Annotated in this window: 14 protein-coding genes; 10 read left to right on the top strand and 4 right to left on the bottom strand. The window is 63.3% G+C overall.

The features are described from left to right. Positions 1-63: 63 nt before the first annotated feature. The 6 genes from PLAV_RS12935 to PLAV_RS12910 all read left to right on the top strand — a co-directional run bounded on the left by PLAV_RS12935 (position 64) and on the right by PLAV_RS12910 (position 6841). The gene (locus PLAV_RS12935; protein WP_012111473.1) at positions 64-1707 is read left to right on the top strand and encodes a tetratricopeptide repeat protein; all 1644 of its coding nucleotides are present in this window, start codon (positions 64-66) and stop codon (positions 1705-1707) included. A 377-nt stretch (positions 1708-2084) separates the two neighbouring features. Next, positions 2085-3266 carry a flagellin N-terminal helical domain-containing protein gene (locus PLAV_RS12930; RefSeq protein WP_012111472.1) on the top strand — a complete coding sequence of 394 codons (1182 nt, stop codon included), beginning with the start codon at positions 2085-2087 and terminating at the stop codon, positions 3264-3266. Between the two features lie 192 nt (positions 3267-3458). Beyond that, complete coding sequence (locus PLAV_RS12925) at positions 3459-4586, top strand: flagellin N-terminal helical domain-containing protein (RefSeq protein ID WP_012111471.1); 1128 nt, start codon at positions 3459-3461, stop codon at positions 4584-4586. A 204-nt stretch (positions 4587-4790) separates the two neighbouring features. Next, entirely contained in the window at positions 4791-5183 is a 393-nt protein-coding gene (gene flbT, locus PLAV_RS12920; RefSeq protein ID WP_012111470.1) for a flagellar biosynthesis repressor FlbT, read from the top strand. 22 nt (positions 5184-5205) lie between these two features. Further along, entirely contained in the window at positions 5206-5544 is a 339-nt protein-coding gene (gene flaF / locus PLAV_RS12915; protein WP_202943983.1) for a flagellar biosynthesis regulator FlaF, read from the top strand. Between the two features lie 121 nt (positions 5545-5665). Further along, entirely contained in the window at positions 5666-6841 is a 1176-nt protein-coding gene (locus tag PLAV_RS12910; protein WP_012111468.1) for an HPP family protein, read from the top strand. A gap of 10 nt (positions 6842-6851) precedes the next feature. On the opposite strand, the gene PLAV_RS12905 is transcribed toward PLAV_RS12910, so the two are convergent. Further along, positions 6852-7643, bottom strand: coding sequence for an SDR family NAD(P)-dependent oxidoreductase (locus tag PLAV_RS12905; protein ID WP_012111467.1), 792 nt, complete (start codon positions 7641-7643; stop codon positions 6852-6854). Between the two features lie 201 nt (positions 7644-7844). Here PLAV_RS12905 and PLAV_RS12900 point away from each other — a divergent pair, with 201 nt between their 5' ends. Further along, positions 7845-8486: a TetR/AcrR family transcriptional regulator gene (locus PLAV_RS12900; protein ID WP_012111466.1), complete on the top strand. Its 642-nt coding sequence runs from the start codon at positions 7845-7847 to the stop codon at positions 8484-8486. Beyond that, positions 8483-8920, top strand: coding sequence for a YybH family protein (locus PLAV_RS12895; RefSeq protein ID WP_012111465.1), 438 nt, complete (start codon positions 8483-8485; stop codon positions 8918-8920). The genes PLAV_RS12900 and PLAV_RS12895 overlap by 4 nt, the downstream gene beginning before the upstream one ends. Positions 8921-8979: 59 nt before the next feature. Here PLAV_RS12895 and PLAV_RS12890 read toward each other — a convergent pair whose 3' ends face one another. The 3 genes from PLAV_RS12890 to PLAV_RS12880 form a co-directional block, all read right to left on the bottom strand. Beyond that, the gene (locus tag PLAV_RS12890; RefSeq protein WP_012111464.1) at positions 8980-10473 is read right to left on the bottom strand and encodes a flagellin N-terminal helical domain-containing protein; all 1494 of its coding nucleotides are present in this window, start codon (positions 10471-10473) and stop codon (positions 8980-8982) included. 4 nt (positions 10474-10477) lie between these two features. Next, complete coding sequence (gene flgK, locus PLAV_RS12885) at positions 10478-12319, bottom strand: flagellar hook-associated protein FlgK (protein ID WP_012111463.1); 1842 nt, start codon at positions 12317-12319, stop codon at positions 10478-10480. 77 nt (positions 12320-12396) lie between these two features. Further along, a complete protein-coding gene (locus PLAV_RS12880; RefSeq protein WP_012111462.1) occupies positions 12397-13761 on the bottom strand; it encodes a flagellar hook protein FlgE in 1365 nt (454 codons plus the stop codon). A 354-nt stretch (positions 13762-14115) separates the two neighbouring features. Here PLAV_RS12880 and PLAV_RS12875 point away from each other — a divergent pair, with 354 nt between their 5' ends. Together PLAV_RS12875 and PLAV_RS12870 are read left to right on the top strand one after the other, a co-directional pair. Then, the gene (locus PLAV_RS12875; RefSeq protein ID WP_012111461.1) at positions 14116-14961 is read left to right on the top strand and encodes an AAA family ATPase; all 846 of its coding nucleotides are present in this window, start codon (positions 14116-14118) and stop codon (positions 14959-14961) included. A 331-nt stretch (positions 14962-15292) separates the two neighbouring features. After that, positions 15293-15808: a DUF4410 domain-containing protein gene (locus PLAV_RS12870; protein WP_012111460.1), complete on the top strand. Its 516-nt coding sequence runs from the start codon at positions 15293-15295 to the stop codon at positions 15806-15808. Positions 15809-15866: the final 58 nt, after the last annotated feature.

Below are 15866 nucleotides of genomic sequence, written 5' to 3'. Positions count from 1 at the left end.
TAACCATACTGGCGCCGAAATGGCGTATACGAAGCATCGGGCAGTCGCGGGGCAGCTTCCACCATGTCGACCATGAGCAATCGGCGCCTTGCCGCGGGAAAATCCGTCACCGGCGACCTTCAGAAAAAATACGAACAGGGTCTCCGGCTCCTGGATCAAGGCCGCGCCAACGACGCCCTCACCCGCTTCCGCAAGGTGCTCGCCGCCGACCCGCGCCATGTCAACGCGCTCAACGCCCTCTGCCGCTCGCTCATCGCGGTCGGCCGCCCCGACGAAGCCGTCCACGCCCTTGATGCCGCAGCCGCTTCCGCGCCGGAGGACAAGCAGCACCTTCTGGCCCTCGCCGGCATTTGCTTCGCATACAAACATGTTCGCGCCGAAGAGCTATATCGCCGCGTCCTGACAATCGACCCGGATGCCTTCGTCGCCCTCGGAAATCTCGCCAGCATAATTGTCGAGAAGGCAGGCTATCAGGAAGCGGTGGACCTGATCTCGCACGCTCTCGAGATCAGGCCCGATACGGCCGAATGCTACAACACGCTGGGCCGCGCGCTTGCGGGCGCCGCCATGTACGACGAAGCCGAGGCAAGCTACCGCCGCGCCATCGCCATCAATCCCGAACTGCCCACGGTTTACGCGAATTACGGCGCCCTTCTCGATGTTGTCGGGCGGCAGCAGGAGGCCCTGCAGCTCCTCCAGATCGCGCTCAACATGAACCCGGACTGCGACGGCACGCGCTGGAACCTCGCCCGCGCCCTCCTCGCCACCGGCCATATAGAAGCCGGCTGGGACATGTATGGCTTCGGCTTCGCCTGCCGCGAGCGGTCGCCGTACCGCCCCTTCCCCGGCCTCATCTGGGAAGGCGAGGATCTCTCGGACAAGACGTTCATGGTCTGGCGCGAACAGGGCCTCGGCGACGATCTCTACTTTTCGACCTGCTACCACGATCTGGTCCGCGAAGCCGGCCACCTCATCATCGAAACGGACCGCCGCCTCGTCTCGCTCTACCAGCGGACCTGGCCTGAAGCGACCGTCCGCGCCGAAACCGGCACCTCGACCGGCCTCGGCAATTACGGCGAGGTCGATTTCGACGTCACCGCCCCCGCCGGCATCGTCGCCTCCCGCCGCCGCCGTTCGCTGCAAAGCTTTCCCGCAAATCCGCGCCCGCTCGTCGCCGATCCCGCAAGGCGGCAGGCCGCGCGCGACTGGCTCGCCACCCTCGGCCCCGGCCCCCGCATCGGCTTCTGCTGGCGTTCCAGCGTACGAAATCCCATCCGCGCCTCCTTCGCCACAAGGCTGGAACATTGGCTGGATTTCCTGAAGCTCGACACTGTCCAGGTCGTGAACCTGCAATATGGCGAGGCCGACGAGGAAATAATCGAGGCGGAGGAAAAATACGGCATCCGTATCCACCGGATGCCCGGCCTCGACACCATGAACGACCTCGAAGGCACCGCCGCGCTCACCGCCGAGCTGGATTTCTTCGTTGCCCAGTGGAATGCCTCTTCCGAAATGGCCGGCGCGCTTTGCATTCCGGGCGTCGTCTATCTCGCGGCCGGCAACCCGGTCCTGCTCGGCACCGGCGGCATCCCCTGGCACCCCTGCCTGAAGCCCTTCCAGATCAGGCCGGGCTTCGACCCCCTCGCCCTCACCCGCGCCATGACCGATGAAGCCCTGACCCGGCTTCGCGCCGCCGGCAAGCTGTGACACCGGTTTCCACGCCGCTTCTGTCCGACCGGCAAGCGACGCAATTTTCCGGGTAAGACGGAAAATTTTTCCCCCGGTACGGCAATCCATGCCCACAACGCCGCCTGCGCAAAATACCAACCAATTGATTTCATTACATTTTTTGACTTGGCCCGCGTCTTGCCAATGAGAGGGCAAGCAATCTTGTGGATTCGAAACTCGGCATGGCCGGTTCCTGCATCCGGATTGAGCGCGAAGCGGCTGAAGACCCGAATAGTCGGACTGACAGTCAAATCGCAATGCAGTTTGGTTCGTTTACGTCGAATTAATGATTAATGCCGAGTGTAGTGCCCGTGCCGCCATGAGACGGCCTGGCCAAACCCTGGAGGGTAGAGAAAATGGCTGATGTAGTCCTTTCCGGCGCGATCCGGTCGAACCTGCTCAGCATGCAGAACACCGCGAAGATGCTCGACGAGACGCAGCTGCGTCTGGCGACGGGCCTCAAGGTGCGCAGCGCTGTCGACAGCCCGACCTCATTCTTCACCGCGCAGGGCCTCAACAACCGCGCATCCGATTTGAACAGCTTGCTCGATGCGATGGGCCAGGGCGTCCAGACGCTCGAAGCCGCCGACCAGGGTATCAAGTCGATCCTGAAACTCGTCGACAGCATGAAGGCCGTCGCGAACCAGGCGCTTGAAACCAAGGTCAAGGCCGCCGTCATCACCGGCAACCAGACCGGCGCCGCGCTTTCCGCCGCCACGGCCCTCAACGGCCTCGGCGATCTTGCCACCGGCAACACCATCACCATCACGGTCGGCGAAGTCACCGAGACGGTCACGATCGGCGCCGCCTCCGGCAACATCGCGACGGTGCAGGACCTCATCGACTGGGCGAACGACACTTTCGACGGCGACGAGCCGCTGACGGCCGCGCTCACCCCGGAAGGTCAGCTCACATTCGAAGGCGCCAACGGCCGCGATGTCGCCGTCACGGCGGCGAGCGGTGTCACCCCGGTCAGCCTCAGCGGCCTGCTCGGTTCCCGCACCACCGCCACCGACGGCGTGAACCGCGACAAGTTCGAGCGCGACTTCAACAATCTCCGTGAACAGATCGAACAGCTCGCCAGGGATGCCAGCTACAAGGGCGTCAATCTCCTGAAGGGCGACACGCTCAGCGTCTTCTTCAATACCGAGCAGACCAGCAAGCTCGACATTGAAGGCGTAGACCTGACACCGGAAGGCGATCTCAACATCGGCGCCGTGGACAATGAATCCGGCAATCACGGTTTCGCTCTCGATGCGGGCATCAAGGCCTTCGTCGATACGCTGAACTCCGCCACCAACGTGCTGCGCCAGCAGGCCTCGACCTTCGGTGCGAACCTCGGTGTGGTGCAGATCCGTCAGGACTTCACGAAGTCCCTCGTCAACACGCTGGAGACCGGCGCGTCGAACCTCACCGTCGCCGATACCAACGAAGAAGGTGCGAAAATGCTCGCCCTGCAGACCCGCCAGCAGCTCGGCACCACTGCCCTGTCGCTTGCGAACCAGGCCGAACAGGGTGTGCTGCGTCTCTTCGGTTAAGAATAAAATCTCTGCGAACACAAAGGGCGGACCGCACGGTCCGCCCTTTTTGTTTAACGGCCTGAAAAAAGCTTTTTGAAAAACAATCGAAAAAAATCGGGCGATTTACCGCCTTTTAACATCCGTCCTGCATGCTTCGAACATGGCTCAGAAAGAGCCGGTCAAGACAGTTCCTAGGAAAGGACTACGACGATGGGTGATATCACCATTAACAGCGCAGTGCGCACGAACCTCGAAACCCTCCAGAGCACCGCGAAGATGATGGCGCAGACGCAGAACCGTCTCGCTTCCGGCCTGAAGGTTTCCAGCGCTCTCGACAATCCCCAGTCTTTCTTCACCGCCGCTGGCCTGAATGCCCGCGCGAGCGATCTTAGCGCCCTGCAGGACTCGATGAGCCTCGGTGTGCAGACGCTGAAGGCCGCCGATGAAGGCATCAAGTCGATCCAGAAGCTCGTCGACCAGGCGAAGTCGGTTGCCAACCAGGCTCTCCAGGCCAAAGCCACCACGACCACGCTGACGACAACTGCGGCTCCCGACGCGGACACCGACTACTCCGCTTCCGGTGCCAGCGCCACGTTCACGGTCGCACTGGGCGACGCTTCCGCCGACACCATCACGCTCGACCAGGACTACGGTTCGCTCGCGGCGATGGTTTCTGACATCAACGACCAGCTGTCCGCCGCCTCGGCGGGCGTCACCGCCGAAGTCTCCGGCACGGGCGTGACCTTCAAGGCCGTCAGCGGCGAAGACATCACGATTGCCGGCGCGGACTCGGGCGATTTCGGCTCGACGCTCTCCTCCGACAACGGCGAAACGCTCACGGAAGCCCGTGCGACCTACGTCACGGACTTCAACGGCCTCCGCGATCAGATCGACCAGATCGCGAACGACGCTTCCTTCAACGGCATCAACCTGCTGAAGGGCGATACGCTGACGGTGAACTTCAACGAAGACAGCACGTCCAAGCTGGACATCACCGGCGTCACGATGACGGTTGGTGACGATCTCGGTATCGACGAAGCTGACTTCTCCACCAATGCGGACATCGAAACAGCCGTTGCTGGCCTGAATACGGCCACGGCGACCCTCCGCGCCCAGGCCTCGACCTTCGGTGCGAACCTCTCGGTCGTGCAGAACCGTCAGGACTTCACCTCGAACATGATTTCGGTTCTCGAAACCGGTTCGGGCAACCTGACGCTGGCCGACACGAACGAAGAAGCGGCGAACCTGCTCGCTCTGCAGACCCGCCAGTCTCTCGCGCAGACCTCGCTGTCGCTCGCGACACAGGCCGAACAGAGCGTTCTCTCGCTCCTGCGCTAATACCCGCCCGCGCTCGCGCGGACAGGCAAACGGCAAAAGACGGCGGGAACCCCGGTTCCCGCCGTTTCCTTTTGGTGCCGCATATTCCGGCGGAACGGCCCGCGGTCGCCCGCAAGAAAATATGACAAAACGAGGAATCCGCCCGCGATTCAGTTTAGACTGGGCAGGAAATTTTCCGAGATTCTCCGTCAGGACGGCCCCGCAATGGCTCTCAAAGTCGAACTCAAGCCCGGTGAGCGTTTCATCCTGGGCGACAGCGTCATCACAAACGACGACCAGCGCACCCGCCTGTTCATCGAGGGCGAGACGCCGATCCTCCGCGAAAAGGACATCCTCCGCGCGGCGGACGCCGATACGCCCTGCAAGCGTCTCTATCTCCTGGTTCAGATGATGTATCTGGCGCCCGATCCCCGCCCCCACCACGATCTCTACTTCCAGATCGTCAAGGACGTGATCGACGCAGCCCCCTCGACTGCGCCATTTATAGACGCGGTGAACAGTAAAATCTTAACCGGCGAAATGTATAAAGCTCTCAAGGAAGCTCGTAAGTTGATCGAGTACGAACGGGGGCTACTGGAGAATGTCAAGACCTCATGACGCGTATGCCAATGCATCGCGTATGGCGACCAAGGACCCGCGCGAGTTCGAGGCGACCATCCTGACCCGCGCCGCCGGCCAGTTGCAGCGCATCCGCGACAACTGGACGAACGAAACGGCCAGCGCCCTGCGTGACGCGCTCCTCTACAATCGCCGCATCTGGACCGTCTTCGCCGCCTCGGCCGCCGAGAAGGAGCACCCGCTCCCCCGCGAGATCAAGCAGAACATCGCCAACCTCGCCATCTTCATCTTCAAGCGCACGAGCGAAATCGAGTCGAGCCGCGAACCCGCGCCGCAACTCCTCGACACCCTCATCATGATCAACCGCGAAATCGCCGCCGGCCTCTACAGCCGCGGCTGATCGGCAATCCACACGACGGTTTCCCTTTCTTCCCACCCTCCCCCTGCGGGAGGGTCAAAATTCGCCTGCGAATTTTGGGGAGGGGTCACTTCGCCTGCGCGATCTGTGTATAACCCCCGCCATGTCATCGCCTCTCGCAAAGCTGCTTCGCCGCTCGGTACGCGCTCTTGGTCCCGCCATTCCCGGCGTTTCCCTGCGGGAGACCCTGCGCGCGGGCGGCGGCGCGATTGCGGGTCTCGGCGTCGCGGGGCTCTTCGTCCTCTCGCCGAAAGTCGACCTCGAACTCGGTCTCTTTCTCATTGCTCCGTTCGGTGCATCCTCGGTCCTCCTCTTCGCCGCGCCGAACAGTCCGCTCGCCCAGCCCTGGTCGGCGATTGTCGGCAACACGCTTGCCGCGCTGGTCAGCGTCGCGGTGTGCCTGAGCATTTCGGATCCGCTTCTGCGCGTCGTTCTTGCGGTCAGCCTCTCCGTCGCCGCGATGAGCGTCGCCCGCGCCATTCATCCGCCGGCGGGCGCAGTTGCGATGACGGCAGCCCTGAGCCCCGACATGGTTCGCGAACTGGGCTTCATGTTCGCTCTGATGCCAGTCGCTCTCGGAACACTGATCCTCGTGCTCATCGCCGTCATCTATGCCCATCTCACGGGGCGCCGTTATCCGTTCCGGCAGTTCGAGGAAGACAACGCGCTCGGCACCGCCGATCCGCCGCCGCTGCAGCGTCTTGATCTCAGCGAGCAGGAACTGACCGGCATTCTTCAGCGCTATCGTCAATCGCTGAACCTCGGCGTCGAGGATCTCGCTCGCCTCATCGGGGCCGCCGAGTTGCAGGCGGCCACGCATAGGACGGAGCCGCTCACCGCTGCCGCCATTATGTCGCGTGACCTCGTGACAGTCGCCTTCGACACGCCGCTGTCGGAAGTCGCGGACCTCTTCCGGCAATACAGCTTCACATCCCTGCCTGTCGTGGCTGAAGACGGCCGCTTCCTCGGCATCATCTATCAGATCGACCTGATCCGCCGCGCCAGGGAAGATACGCTCAGTCTCGACCGTGGCTTCGTCGCCGCCATGACGCGCCTCTTCGACACGCGGAGTGCTGCTTACGTGAAAGCAGGCGAGGTCATGTCGGTCAGCATCCCGAAGGCGGCGCCCGACACGCCGGCTGGCGCCTTGCTGCCGATGCTGGCGGAAAGCGGCTGCGACGCTGTGCCCGTCCTCTCGGAGGAATGCCTCGCCGGCATCGTCACCCGCACGGACCTTATCGCCGCCCTCGCTCGGCGGACGCTTGGCTCCGCCGCCTAGGCGCCCGCAATCAGCGCGGCGGCATTCTGATGGCGCCGTCGAGACGCACCGTCTCGCCGTTGAAATACCCGTTCCTCAGCATCGTCAGCGCCAGATCCGCATATTCCGACGGATCGCCGAGCCTTGGCGGAAAAGGCACCGACGCCGCCAGATTGTCGAAAATCTGCGGCGCGCGGTCCTTCACGCCCAGCATCGGCGGCGTCGCCATGATGCCGGGAAGGATCGTGTTGATGCGTATGCCTTCGCGTGAAAGGTCGCGCGCAATCGTCAGCGTCATGCCCTTGATCGCCGCCTTCGCCGCCGAGTAGGCCACCTGCCCGATCTGCCCGTCCTCCGCCGCGACCGATCCCGTATTCACGATGGCGCCGCGCTCGCCGCCTTCCAGCGGATCGAGCGTCGCCATTCCCGCCGCGCTTTTCACGATGCAGCGAAACGTGCCCACCGTGTTCAGTCCCAGCACATATTCGAAATCCGCGATCTTGAAGGGAACGATCTCGCCCGTCTTCTTGTCGCGCGCAATCGTCTTGCCGCCGCGCCCGCCGCCGGCGCAGTTCACGAGGCACCGCTCCTGCCCGTTCTCCGCCCGCGCCTTCGCGAAGCCCGCATCGACGGATGCCTCATCCATCACATTGACCTCGCAATAAAGCGCGCCGAGCTCCTTCGCCACCCGTTCTCCGTTCTCGCGGTTGAGGTCGAAGATCGCCACCTTCGCGCCGAGCGCGCGCAGCGCCGTCACGGTCGCCTTGCCAAGGCCCGACGCGCCGCCGGTCACGACCGCGGAAATGGAACTGTCGAGCTTCATGATCGAGCCTCCCTCTCTTCTTTTTCTGTTCGGCTGAATGCCTTGATGGCGCACAGAATGCCGCCTTTTTCCCGGCGCGCAAATTTCGCGGCGCGGTGCGGCGCCTTGCCGTTGCGGAGAGCTGGCCTGATCTCCCCTGTTGACATGCTGGCTCGCCCCTCATAAAAACATACCAACTAGTCGGTACTGAGGTTTGAAATCATGGCCGCTGCCAAAGCCCCCGCCGCAAGACACGGTGCGAAGGAGAAAATTCTCGACGCCGCCCGCCGCCTCATTCGGGAGCGCGGCTACACCGCCACCACGGTCGATCATCTTTGCGCCGGCGCCGGCGTCACCAAGGGCGCCTTCTTCCATCATTTCGAGAGCAAGGAGGCGCTCGCCATCGCCGCCGCCTCCTCATGGACCGAGACCAACAAGGACTTCTTCGGCAACGCCCCCTTTCAGGCGCCGAAGGACCCGCTCGACCGCGTCCTCGCCTATGTCGATTTCCGCAAATCGCTCATGAAGGGCGATCTCGCCGGCTTCACCTGCCTCATGGGCACCATGCTGCAGGAAACCTACGCCTCCAATCCCGCCATTCGTGAAGCCTGCGCCGCCGACATCTTTTCCCATGCGCGCATGCTCGAGGCCGACATCGCGGCAGCCATGGCGGATCGCGGCCTGGATGCGGACTGGAGTGCGCGCAGTCTCTCGCTCCACATCCAGGCCGTCCTGCAAGGCGCCTTCATTCTCGCCAAGGCGGAGAACGGTGTCCGCAGCGCCCGCCAAACCTGCGATCACCTGAAGCGTTACATCGAAACGCTTTTCGAAACCCCTCGAACCCGCAAAGGAGCTGTCTCATGAGCCCGCAGCAGGAAATCGCCGCCCTCGGTGCCAGGATTCAGGAGGCGCATGCCGCGAAGGATGCCGGCGCGCTGGCCGCGTGCTATGCGCCGGAAGCCTTCTTCTTCGATCTCGCCCCGCCCCTTCTCCATCGCGGTTTCGACGCCGCCTCGACCTCCGCATGGTTCGCGACATGGGACGGCCCCATCCGCCTCGAAACACGGGACCTGGAGATCGTGATTGAAGGCAGCAGCGCCTGGGCCGCCGCGCTCCAGCACATGCGCGGCACCAAGACGGATGGCGAGAAGGTCGATCTCTGGTTCCGCACCACCACCTGCTTCACGAAGCGGGCGGGCAAATGGCTCATTCTTCACGACCACGCCTCCGTGCCCTTCCACATGGACGGCAGCTACCGTGCCGCCATCGGCCTCACCCCCGAGCAAGCGGACGCCTGATGCCGCAATAAAAAAGGGCCCGCAACCGCGAGCCCTTCTTCTTTCATCCGCCGTGAGCCTTAGAGATAGTTCGCCAGCGACATCTGCGACAGCATCGCCGTCACCTGATAGCTCGCCTGAAGCTGCGTCTGCAGCATGGTCAGCTTCACGCCGACCTCGTAATCATCGGCATTCTGTATGTCGCCCAGCAGCTCGTTCGACGTCGCCATCACCAGGTCATGCCGGTCCTGCGTATTGGAAAGCGTCGCCGCCGTCAGGCCGAGCCCCGTCACGATGCTCTCGAGCGACTGCACGCCCTTGAAGCTGAGCTTGTCGCCCACCCGCGTCGAAAGCGCCGCATAGGATTTGCGCTGCGAAAGATCGTCCGCGTCCGAATACTCGACCGCCGACAGCAGCGCCGACATCTTCAGCGTGTCGCGGATCGCCGCCTGGTCGGCCCGCGCGCCGTAGCTCACCTGCCGCCCGCTGTCGATCTGCGCCACCATGTTGTTTCCGGCCGTGCCGCTGAGATCGCCCTTGTACCAGAACACCGTGTCGGCATCCGTCGCGTCCCGCAGCCCCGTCGCCGAGGCGAAGGGCGGCCCGTCCACGCGCTGCGGCGAACCGCCCGCCTGGTAGTCGAAGAAATTGTTCGAGGCTTCCACCGCCGATGCCGCCTTCAGCGTGACGCTTGCTTCCGTCTGCACCGCCGTGTCGAGCGCCGCCTGGAAATTCGCCGCCGTCGTCGCCGCGTCGGTGCCGATGGTGAATTCGCCCGCCGCCGGCGGATTGTCCATCGTCGCCTTCAGCGTCACCTTTGTCGTCGTCCCGTCCGGCAGCCGCATGTCGAGCGTGATCTGCTGGCCCGCCGCCGGCAGCCCGGTGAACTCGACGTCCACGCCCGCGGGCGCCCCCGCCGGTCCCGTCACCGTCGCATTGCTCAGCGTCGATGTCGCGCCCTCGAGCTTGAAACCGAAAATGCTCGGCGCCGCGTCTTCCGCCAGCGTCACCGTGGCGCCCGCTATGCCGAGCGTCAGCCGCCCGCGCCCGTCCGCGCCCATATCGGCCTGCGCCCGCTCGTCGATGAATTGTTTCAGCCCCGCCTTGGCGCCGCTGCCATTCATGATCTCGTCCGGCAGCGCCACCGGCCGCGTCTGCGTGTCGACGCCGCCGAAGAGATAGCGGTCCTCCACCTGCAGGTTCATCAGGTTGACCATCTCGTCGAACTGCATCGCCGCCGAAATCTGCGCCGTGGTCTGCTTGCCGTTGACGAGTTCGAAGCCCGACGTCAGCACCCCCGTCTTCATCTCGCTGGAAATGCTGTTCACCCGCGTCAGCGCGTCCGACATCACCTCGATCCGCATCTGCGTCTTCGAGATCGTGTTGGTATAGGCCGAGATCTGGTTGAGCTGGTGCGACAGCGACAGCACCACGTTGCGGTCCGTCCCGAGCTTCGCATAGCTGTCCGTCTTGAGCCCGGTCGACAACTGCCGCTGCAGATCGTCGAACTGCGCCCGCATGTTGTTGATCGACTGGCGCAGCGCGAGAGATTGGGAGAGCGTGGAAATCTGCATGATCTTACCTGCCGATGCTCAAAAGCACATCGAAGAGTTGCTTGATGGTGGTGATGACGCGCGCATTCGCCGAATAGGCGTTCTGCAGCAACAGAAGGTTGGACATCTCGTCGTCGATATTGACGCCCGTCTGCGCGTCGAAACGGTCCTGCAGCGAGGACGCCACGACCTGCTGCGCTTCCGCGTCGCGCGTCGCATTCGCCGCCTGCCCCGACTGGAACGAAACGATCCGCCGCGCAAAGGCGTCGACCGAGCCGTTGAACGGCGTCGACGTGCCGCCGATCCCTGTCCCCGGCGCATAGTCGCGGCCATTGCCGGTCAGCCGCTTCAGAAGCTCCAGCGGCCGCGTCGCGTCGCCCAGCGGCGTGCCGGTGTCGTAGGAAACCAGCAGCGTATCGTCCGCCACGACCGCGGGATTGATCTGGATGCGGCTTGCAAAGCCCGTCTTCTGTCCCGGCTCGTTGGAGAAGATCTTGCCGCCCGAGCCGTCGACGAAGAGCGCCATACCCATCGTCCCGTCGCTCAGTCCGGCCGGCGTCACGGTCGCGCTCACCGAATTGATGTCGCTGTTGCCCGCCGCGCCATCATCGAGAAAGCGGATCGTATCGCCGCCCGGGTTCGACACCACGACATCCGCCGGCAAAGCCGCCTGCAGGTCCGCGATGATCCCCGCCATCGGCTGGTTGAAGTCGATGCCGACCACAATGTCGTTCGGCTTCGCCGTGAAATCATTCGCAAGCGGCAGCGACGCGGGATCGTCCACCCGCACAATGGTCACGTTCTGCGTAACGCCGCCCACCGTATAGCTGAGGCTGATCGTGTTGCCCGCCATCATCGAGGCGGTGTCGATGTCGAAGCCCGTCGCCGCGCCGTCCACCGCCGCTTCGCTCGCCACCTGTTCCTCGGAAAGCGCCAGCGCCAGTTGCGCCGCCAGTTCGTCGAGCTGCGCCTGCGCCTTCGGCAGAATATCGTCGCGCAGCGATACGAAGCCCGCAATAGCGCCGGAGCGGATGGCGCCCGCCGCCAGCAGGTCGATGCTGTTCGAGCCGGAAATCAGCGAGATGGTGCCCACCCCGCCATTTTCCCGCGTCGATGTCGGGTCCATCTGCGTGCGCTCGTCGAACCGCAGTTCGACAGGCGTCCGGTCGAGCAGCAATTGCCCGCCCGACGTGAATATCGTCACCGTACCGTCGTCGCGGTTGACGACCTTCACATCCATCAGCCTCGACAACTCGTCGATGGCCATGTCCCGCTTGTCCTGCAGGTCGCCGACCGAAAGATTGCCCGCCTGGCGCTGCGCGATCTGGTTGTTCACATCCGCGATGGTGCCGAGCAGCGCATTCGCGCTCTCCACAGCCGCCGCGATGTTCCGCTCCGCTTCGAGCCGCATCTCCTGCACGGTGCCGGACATGTTGTTCAGCTTCGCCGCCAGGTTCCCCGCCTCGTTCAGCAGCGATTGCCGCGCCGCGTCCGATTCCGGGTTGCCCGCCAGCTCCTGCAGCATCGTCGCAAGCCCGCTGATCGCGCCCGCGATGGAGGAATTGGAGTCCGGCGTGCCGAACATGCTGTCCACGCGGCCAAGCATGTTCGCCTTCACATTGGCAAAGGCCGATCCGGCCGATGCCGTGCGGAGCTGCTGCTGCAGGAATTCGTCGATCTGGCGCTGCGCCGCCTCGCGCCGCACGCCGATGCCCTCGCCGCCCGCCAGCGCGTTCACCTGTTGCTGCACCTTGCGGGTGTAGCCGGCCGTGCCGACATTGGCGATGTTGCGCGAGGTAACGTCGATCCCGGCCTGGGTGACGTTCAACCCGCTCATTGCGGCGCCGAGTGCGGAGGAAAGGCTCATCTGGAGACCTGTAACTTTTTACCTTGAGAGCGGCCGGTTCGCGCCGGGTGCCGTGGAGGCTCCCGCCGCGCCCCTCATCAGCGCTTCATGTTCAGCGTTTCGCGGATAAGTTCGTCCGCCGTCGTCACGATGCGCGTACCGGCCGTATAGGCCTGCTGCGTCACGATCAGCTTGGAAAACTCGTCGGCGATATCGACGTTGGATGCTTCCCGCGCCGAGGCGATGATGTCGCCGCCGCCGCCAAGCATCGGCTCGCCGGATTCCTGCGTCGCCGCAAAGGCCGTGCCGTCGAGCTTCTTCAGCTTGTCGGAAGCATTGAACGTCGCCAGCGAAACCTGCGCGAGGTCCACCGTCTTGCCGTTGGAATAGGTGCCGGTAATGCGCCCGTTCTCCGACACCGCGATGCTCACAAGCTCGCCGGAGGGATAGCCGTTCTGGTCGAGCTCGGTCGTCTTCACCGTGCCGTTATCGTCCTCGAACTGCGTCACGTTCGACGCGCCATGATCGAGCGTCACATTGCCGAGGCTGACGCCGTTCACCGTCAGGCCGGTAATCGTCGTCGAGTCCACGGCGGGTGTCAGCCGGCCCTGCCCGTCAAAGGCATAGTCCTGCCCCACATTCACCCATTTGTCGGTCGCGCCGGTCGCGCTGTCGCTGGTCTTGTAGAACAGGTTCCAGGTGTCGCCGCCGCCATCCTCATTGTCGATCTTCGCCCAGCGGAACTGGACGTTCGCCGGTGCGCCAAGCTCGTCATAGCCCGTCACCGCGCCGCCCGAGAGCGAGTTGTCGAGGAAGATGTCTTCATTCGCCGCCGAGATGACGCTGAGATCGGCCAGCGCCGGCGTGAAGCGGCCCACCGTCAGAAGCTCGCTGTTGGCGATCGCCGGATCGGCGTTCACCGTCTTCGGCCAGGCCGGCAGGTTCGCCTTGTAGCTGATGGTCGAGGTCGTGCGCGCCGCCAGGAAATCGCGGTTGATCTGGATGCGGCTCGGCGTGTCGCCTACCGGATTGCCCGTCACCGGATCGATGGCCAGCCCCTGCAGCGTGTAGCCGCCGCCATTCACGAGGTAGCCATACTTGTCCATCGAGAAGTCGCCGCGCCGCGTGTAGTAGTTCACATTGTCGAAGACCGGGTTGCCGTCGACCGTCGCCACCCGCGCCGACACGACAAAGAAGCCCGAACCGTTGATCGCCATATGCGTCGGCACTTCGGAAGCGTCGATCGAGCCCTGCACATTATTGGTGAAGGAAGGCGCTGCCAGCACCGCGCCCGGAAGGTGGTTGCGGCTCGTCGAAGCCGTCACGATGTCCTGGAAATTCGTGTCCGTCCGCTTGAAGCCGATGGTCTGCGAATTGGCGATATTGTCCGAGATGTGACCGAGCGCGCTCGACTGGGCGCGAATACCCGTGATGGCGGTGGTCATCGATCCAAAGAAACTCATGGTCCTGTCTCCATGCGGTAGGTCCCGGCAAGGCGCTGGCGGGACACGTGCTGGACCATGGGGAGCAAGGAGCGGGCCATAGTTTTATTTGAGCATTTTCAATGGGTTACGATGGACGAACCCTCCCCGCACCGGGTACCTGCTGCCCTTTGCCCGGCAGAAATTGCCGCAGGGGCGGCGGCGAAACCGCCCTTTTCCCTCCCAATTTCGGGGGCCATGCCCTTCCGAAACGAACAGGCGTTTTCCTTGAACCCGCCAGTGTCAGCCATTAGCTTCACACCCGTTTCGCAATTAGATAAGCGGCGGCCTGCGCATCAAGCGTCTGTTCCCGCGTCCAGGGGAAAGTCCATATCCATGAAGTTCGAGGGTACGAAGAATTACATCGCCACCGAAGACCTGCGCGTCGCCGTCAATGCGGCCATCACGCTGCAGCGTCCGCTCCTCATCAAGGGCGAGCCCGGCACCGGCAAGACCGTGCTTGCCGAGGAAGTGGCGAAGGCGCTCGACGCCGAGCTCATCACCTGGCACATCAAGTCGACCACCAAGGCGCATCAGGGCCTTTATGAATACGACGCCGTCTCGCGCCTGCGCGACAGCCAGCTCGGCGACGAGCGCGTCAAGGACATCCGCAACTACATCTCCAAGGGCAAGCTCTGGGAGGCCTTCGAGCGCAAGAAGCGCCCCATCCTGCTGATCGACGAAATCGACAAGGCCGATATCGAATTCCCGAACGACCTGCTTCAGGAACTCGACCGCATGGAATTCTACGTCTACGAGACGAACGAAACCATCAAGGCCGACATCCGCCCCATCGTCATCATCACCTCGAACAACGAAAAGGAACTGCCGGACGCGTTCCTGCGCCGCTGTTTCTTCCACTACATCAAGTTCCCGGACGAAGACACGATGAAGGCGATCATCGACGTCCACTTCCCGGGTCTCAAGGGCAAGCTCGTGCAGGAAGCCCTCTCGATCTTCTACGAGATCCGCGAAGTCCCCGGCCTGAAGAAGAAGCCCTCGACGTCGGAACTCCTCGACTGGCTGAAGCTCCTCCTCTCGGAAGACATCTCGCCGGAAACGCTCCGCGAAAAAGACCCCACCAAACTCATCCCGCCCCTCCACGGCGCCCTCCTGAAGAACGAGCAAGACGTCCACCTCTTCGAACGCCTCGCCTTCCTCGCCCGCCGCGAGAGGAACTAGCCTCCTCTCTCCTTCGTCATTGCCGGGGTGAGAGGCGTTTCGCATAGCGAACGAAAAGGTCCGGTGGACCTTTTCGAGCCTCGAACGCCCGAAGCGCAAGCGAAGGGCAAAAGCCGGCAATCCAGAAGCCGCGAAAGCGGCGTCAGGAAAAGACTCCTTCTTCAAGCCACCAAAGCCCGCGCCTCACCGCGCGGGCTTTTTCATGTCCAAAACAAGGTGTCATCCCGGCGAAAGCCGGGATCCATAAGCGTCATGCTCAGTGAAGTTGACGCTTCACCAGAACGTAATTTTCCGGCACCTTCTCTGCGGGTATCTAAATGGGGGATTCAGCATGAGATTTTTTGGTGTGGCGATCCTGCTCGGCGTTGCGGCCATTCTGGCCGGCTGCGCCGACAGCGTATCGAAACCTGTTCCTGTTCTGGCGCTCGCGCCGGAGCAGAAGTCATCGCTCAAGATTGCGGAGGTCACGGCCGAGGCCGCATCCGGCGTTCAGATAACGCAATACGACCTAGATCGGATTGCGGGCAAGTTGATGGGGGAACTGGCGCTTCAGGCCGCCGACATGATGGCGGCCGAGGGTGAAACGGCGCCCGTGACGATGAAGGTCGTCTTTACCGAATACGATGAAGGCAATGCCTTCGCCCGCGCCATGCTTGCAGGTCTCGGCCAGATCGAGATCGAGGCGGATGTCTTTCTGATCGACACGGCGGGCAAGACGTTCGCTCAATACGAAGTGTCGAAGACCTTTGCCTTCGGTGGAGTGTATGGCGCGTCCACATCCATCGAAGATGTCGAAGTCGGCTTCATCAGGTCGGTCGTCGAGATCGTCAAGGAAAAGAAAGCCTGAGGGCGTTGACCGGTGTGCCGGTCGCCGCACGAGATCGAAGCCCGCGCCTCACGCGCGG

The organism is Parvibaculum lavamentivorans DS-1 (assembly GCF_000017565.1).
Classification (GTDB): domain Bacteria; phylum Pseudomonadota; class Alphaproteobacteria; order Parvibaculales; family Parvibaculaceae; genus Parvibaculum; species Parvibaculum lavamentivorans.
Note: the sequence above shows the minus strand (reverse complement) of the source record. Positions and strands in the feature narration are given on the sequence as shown.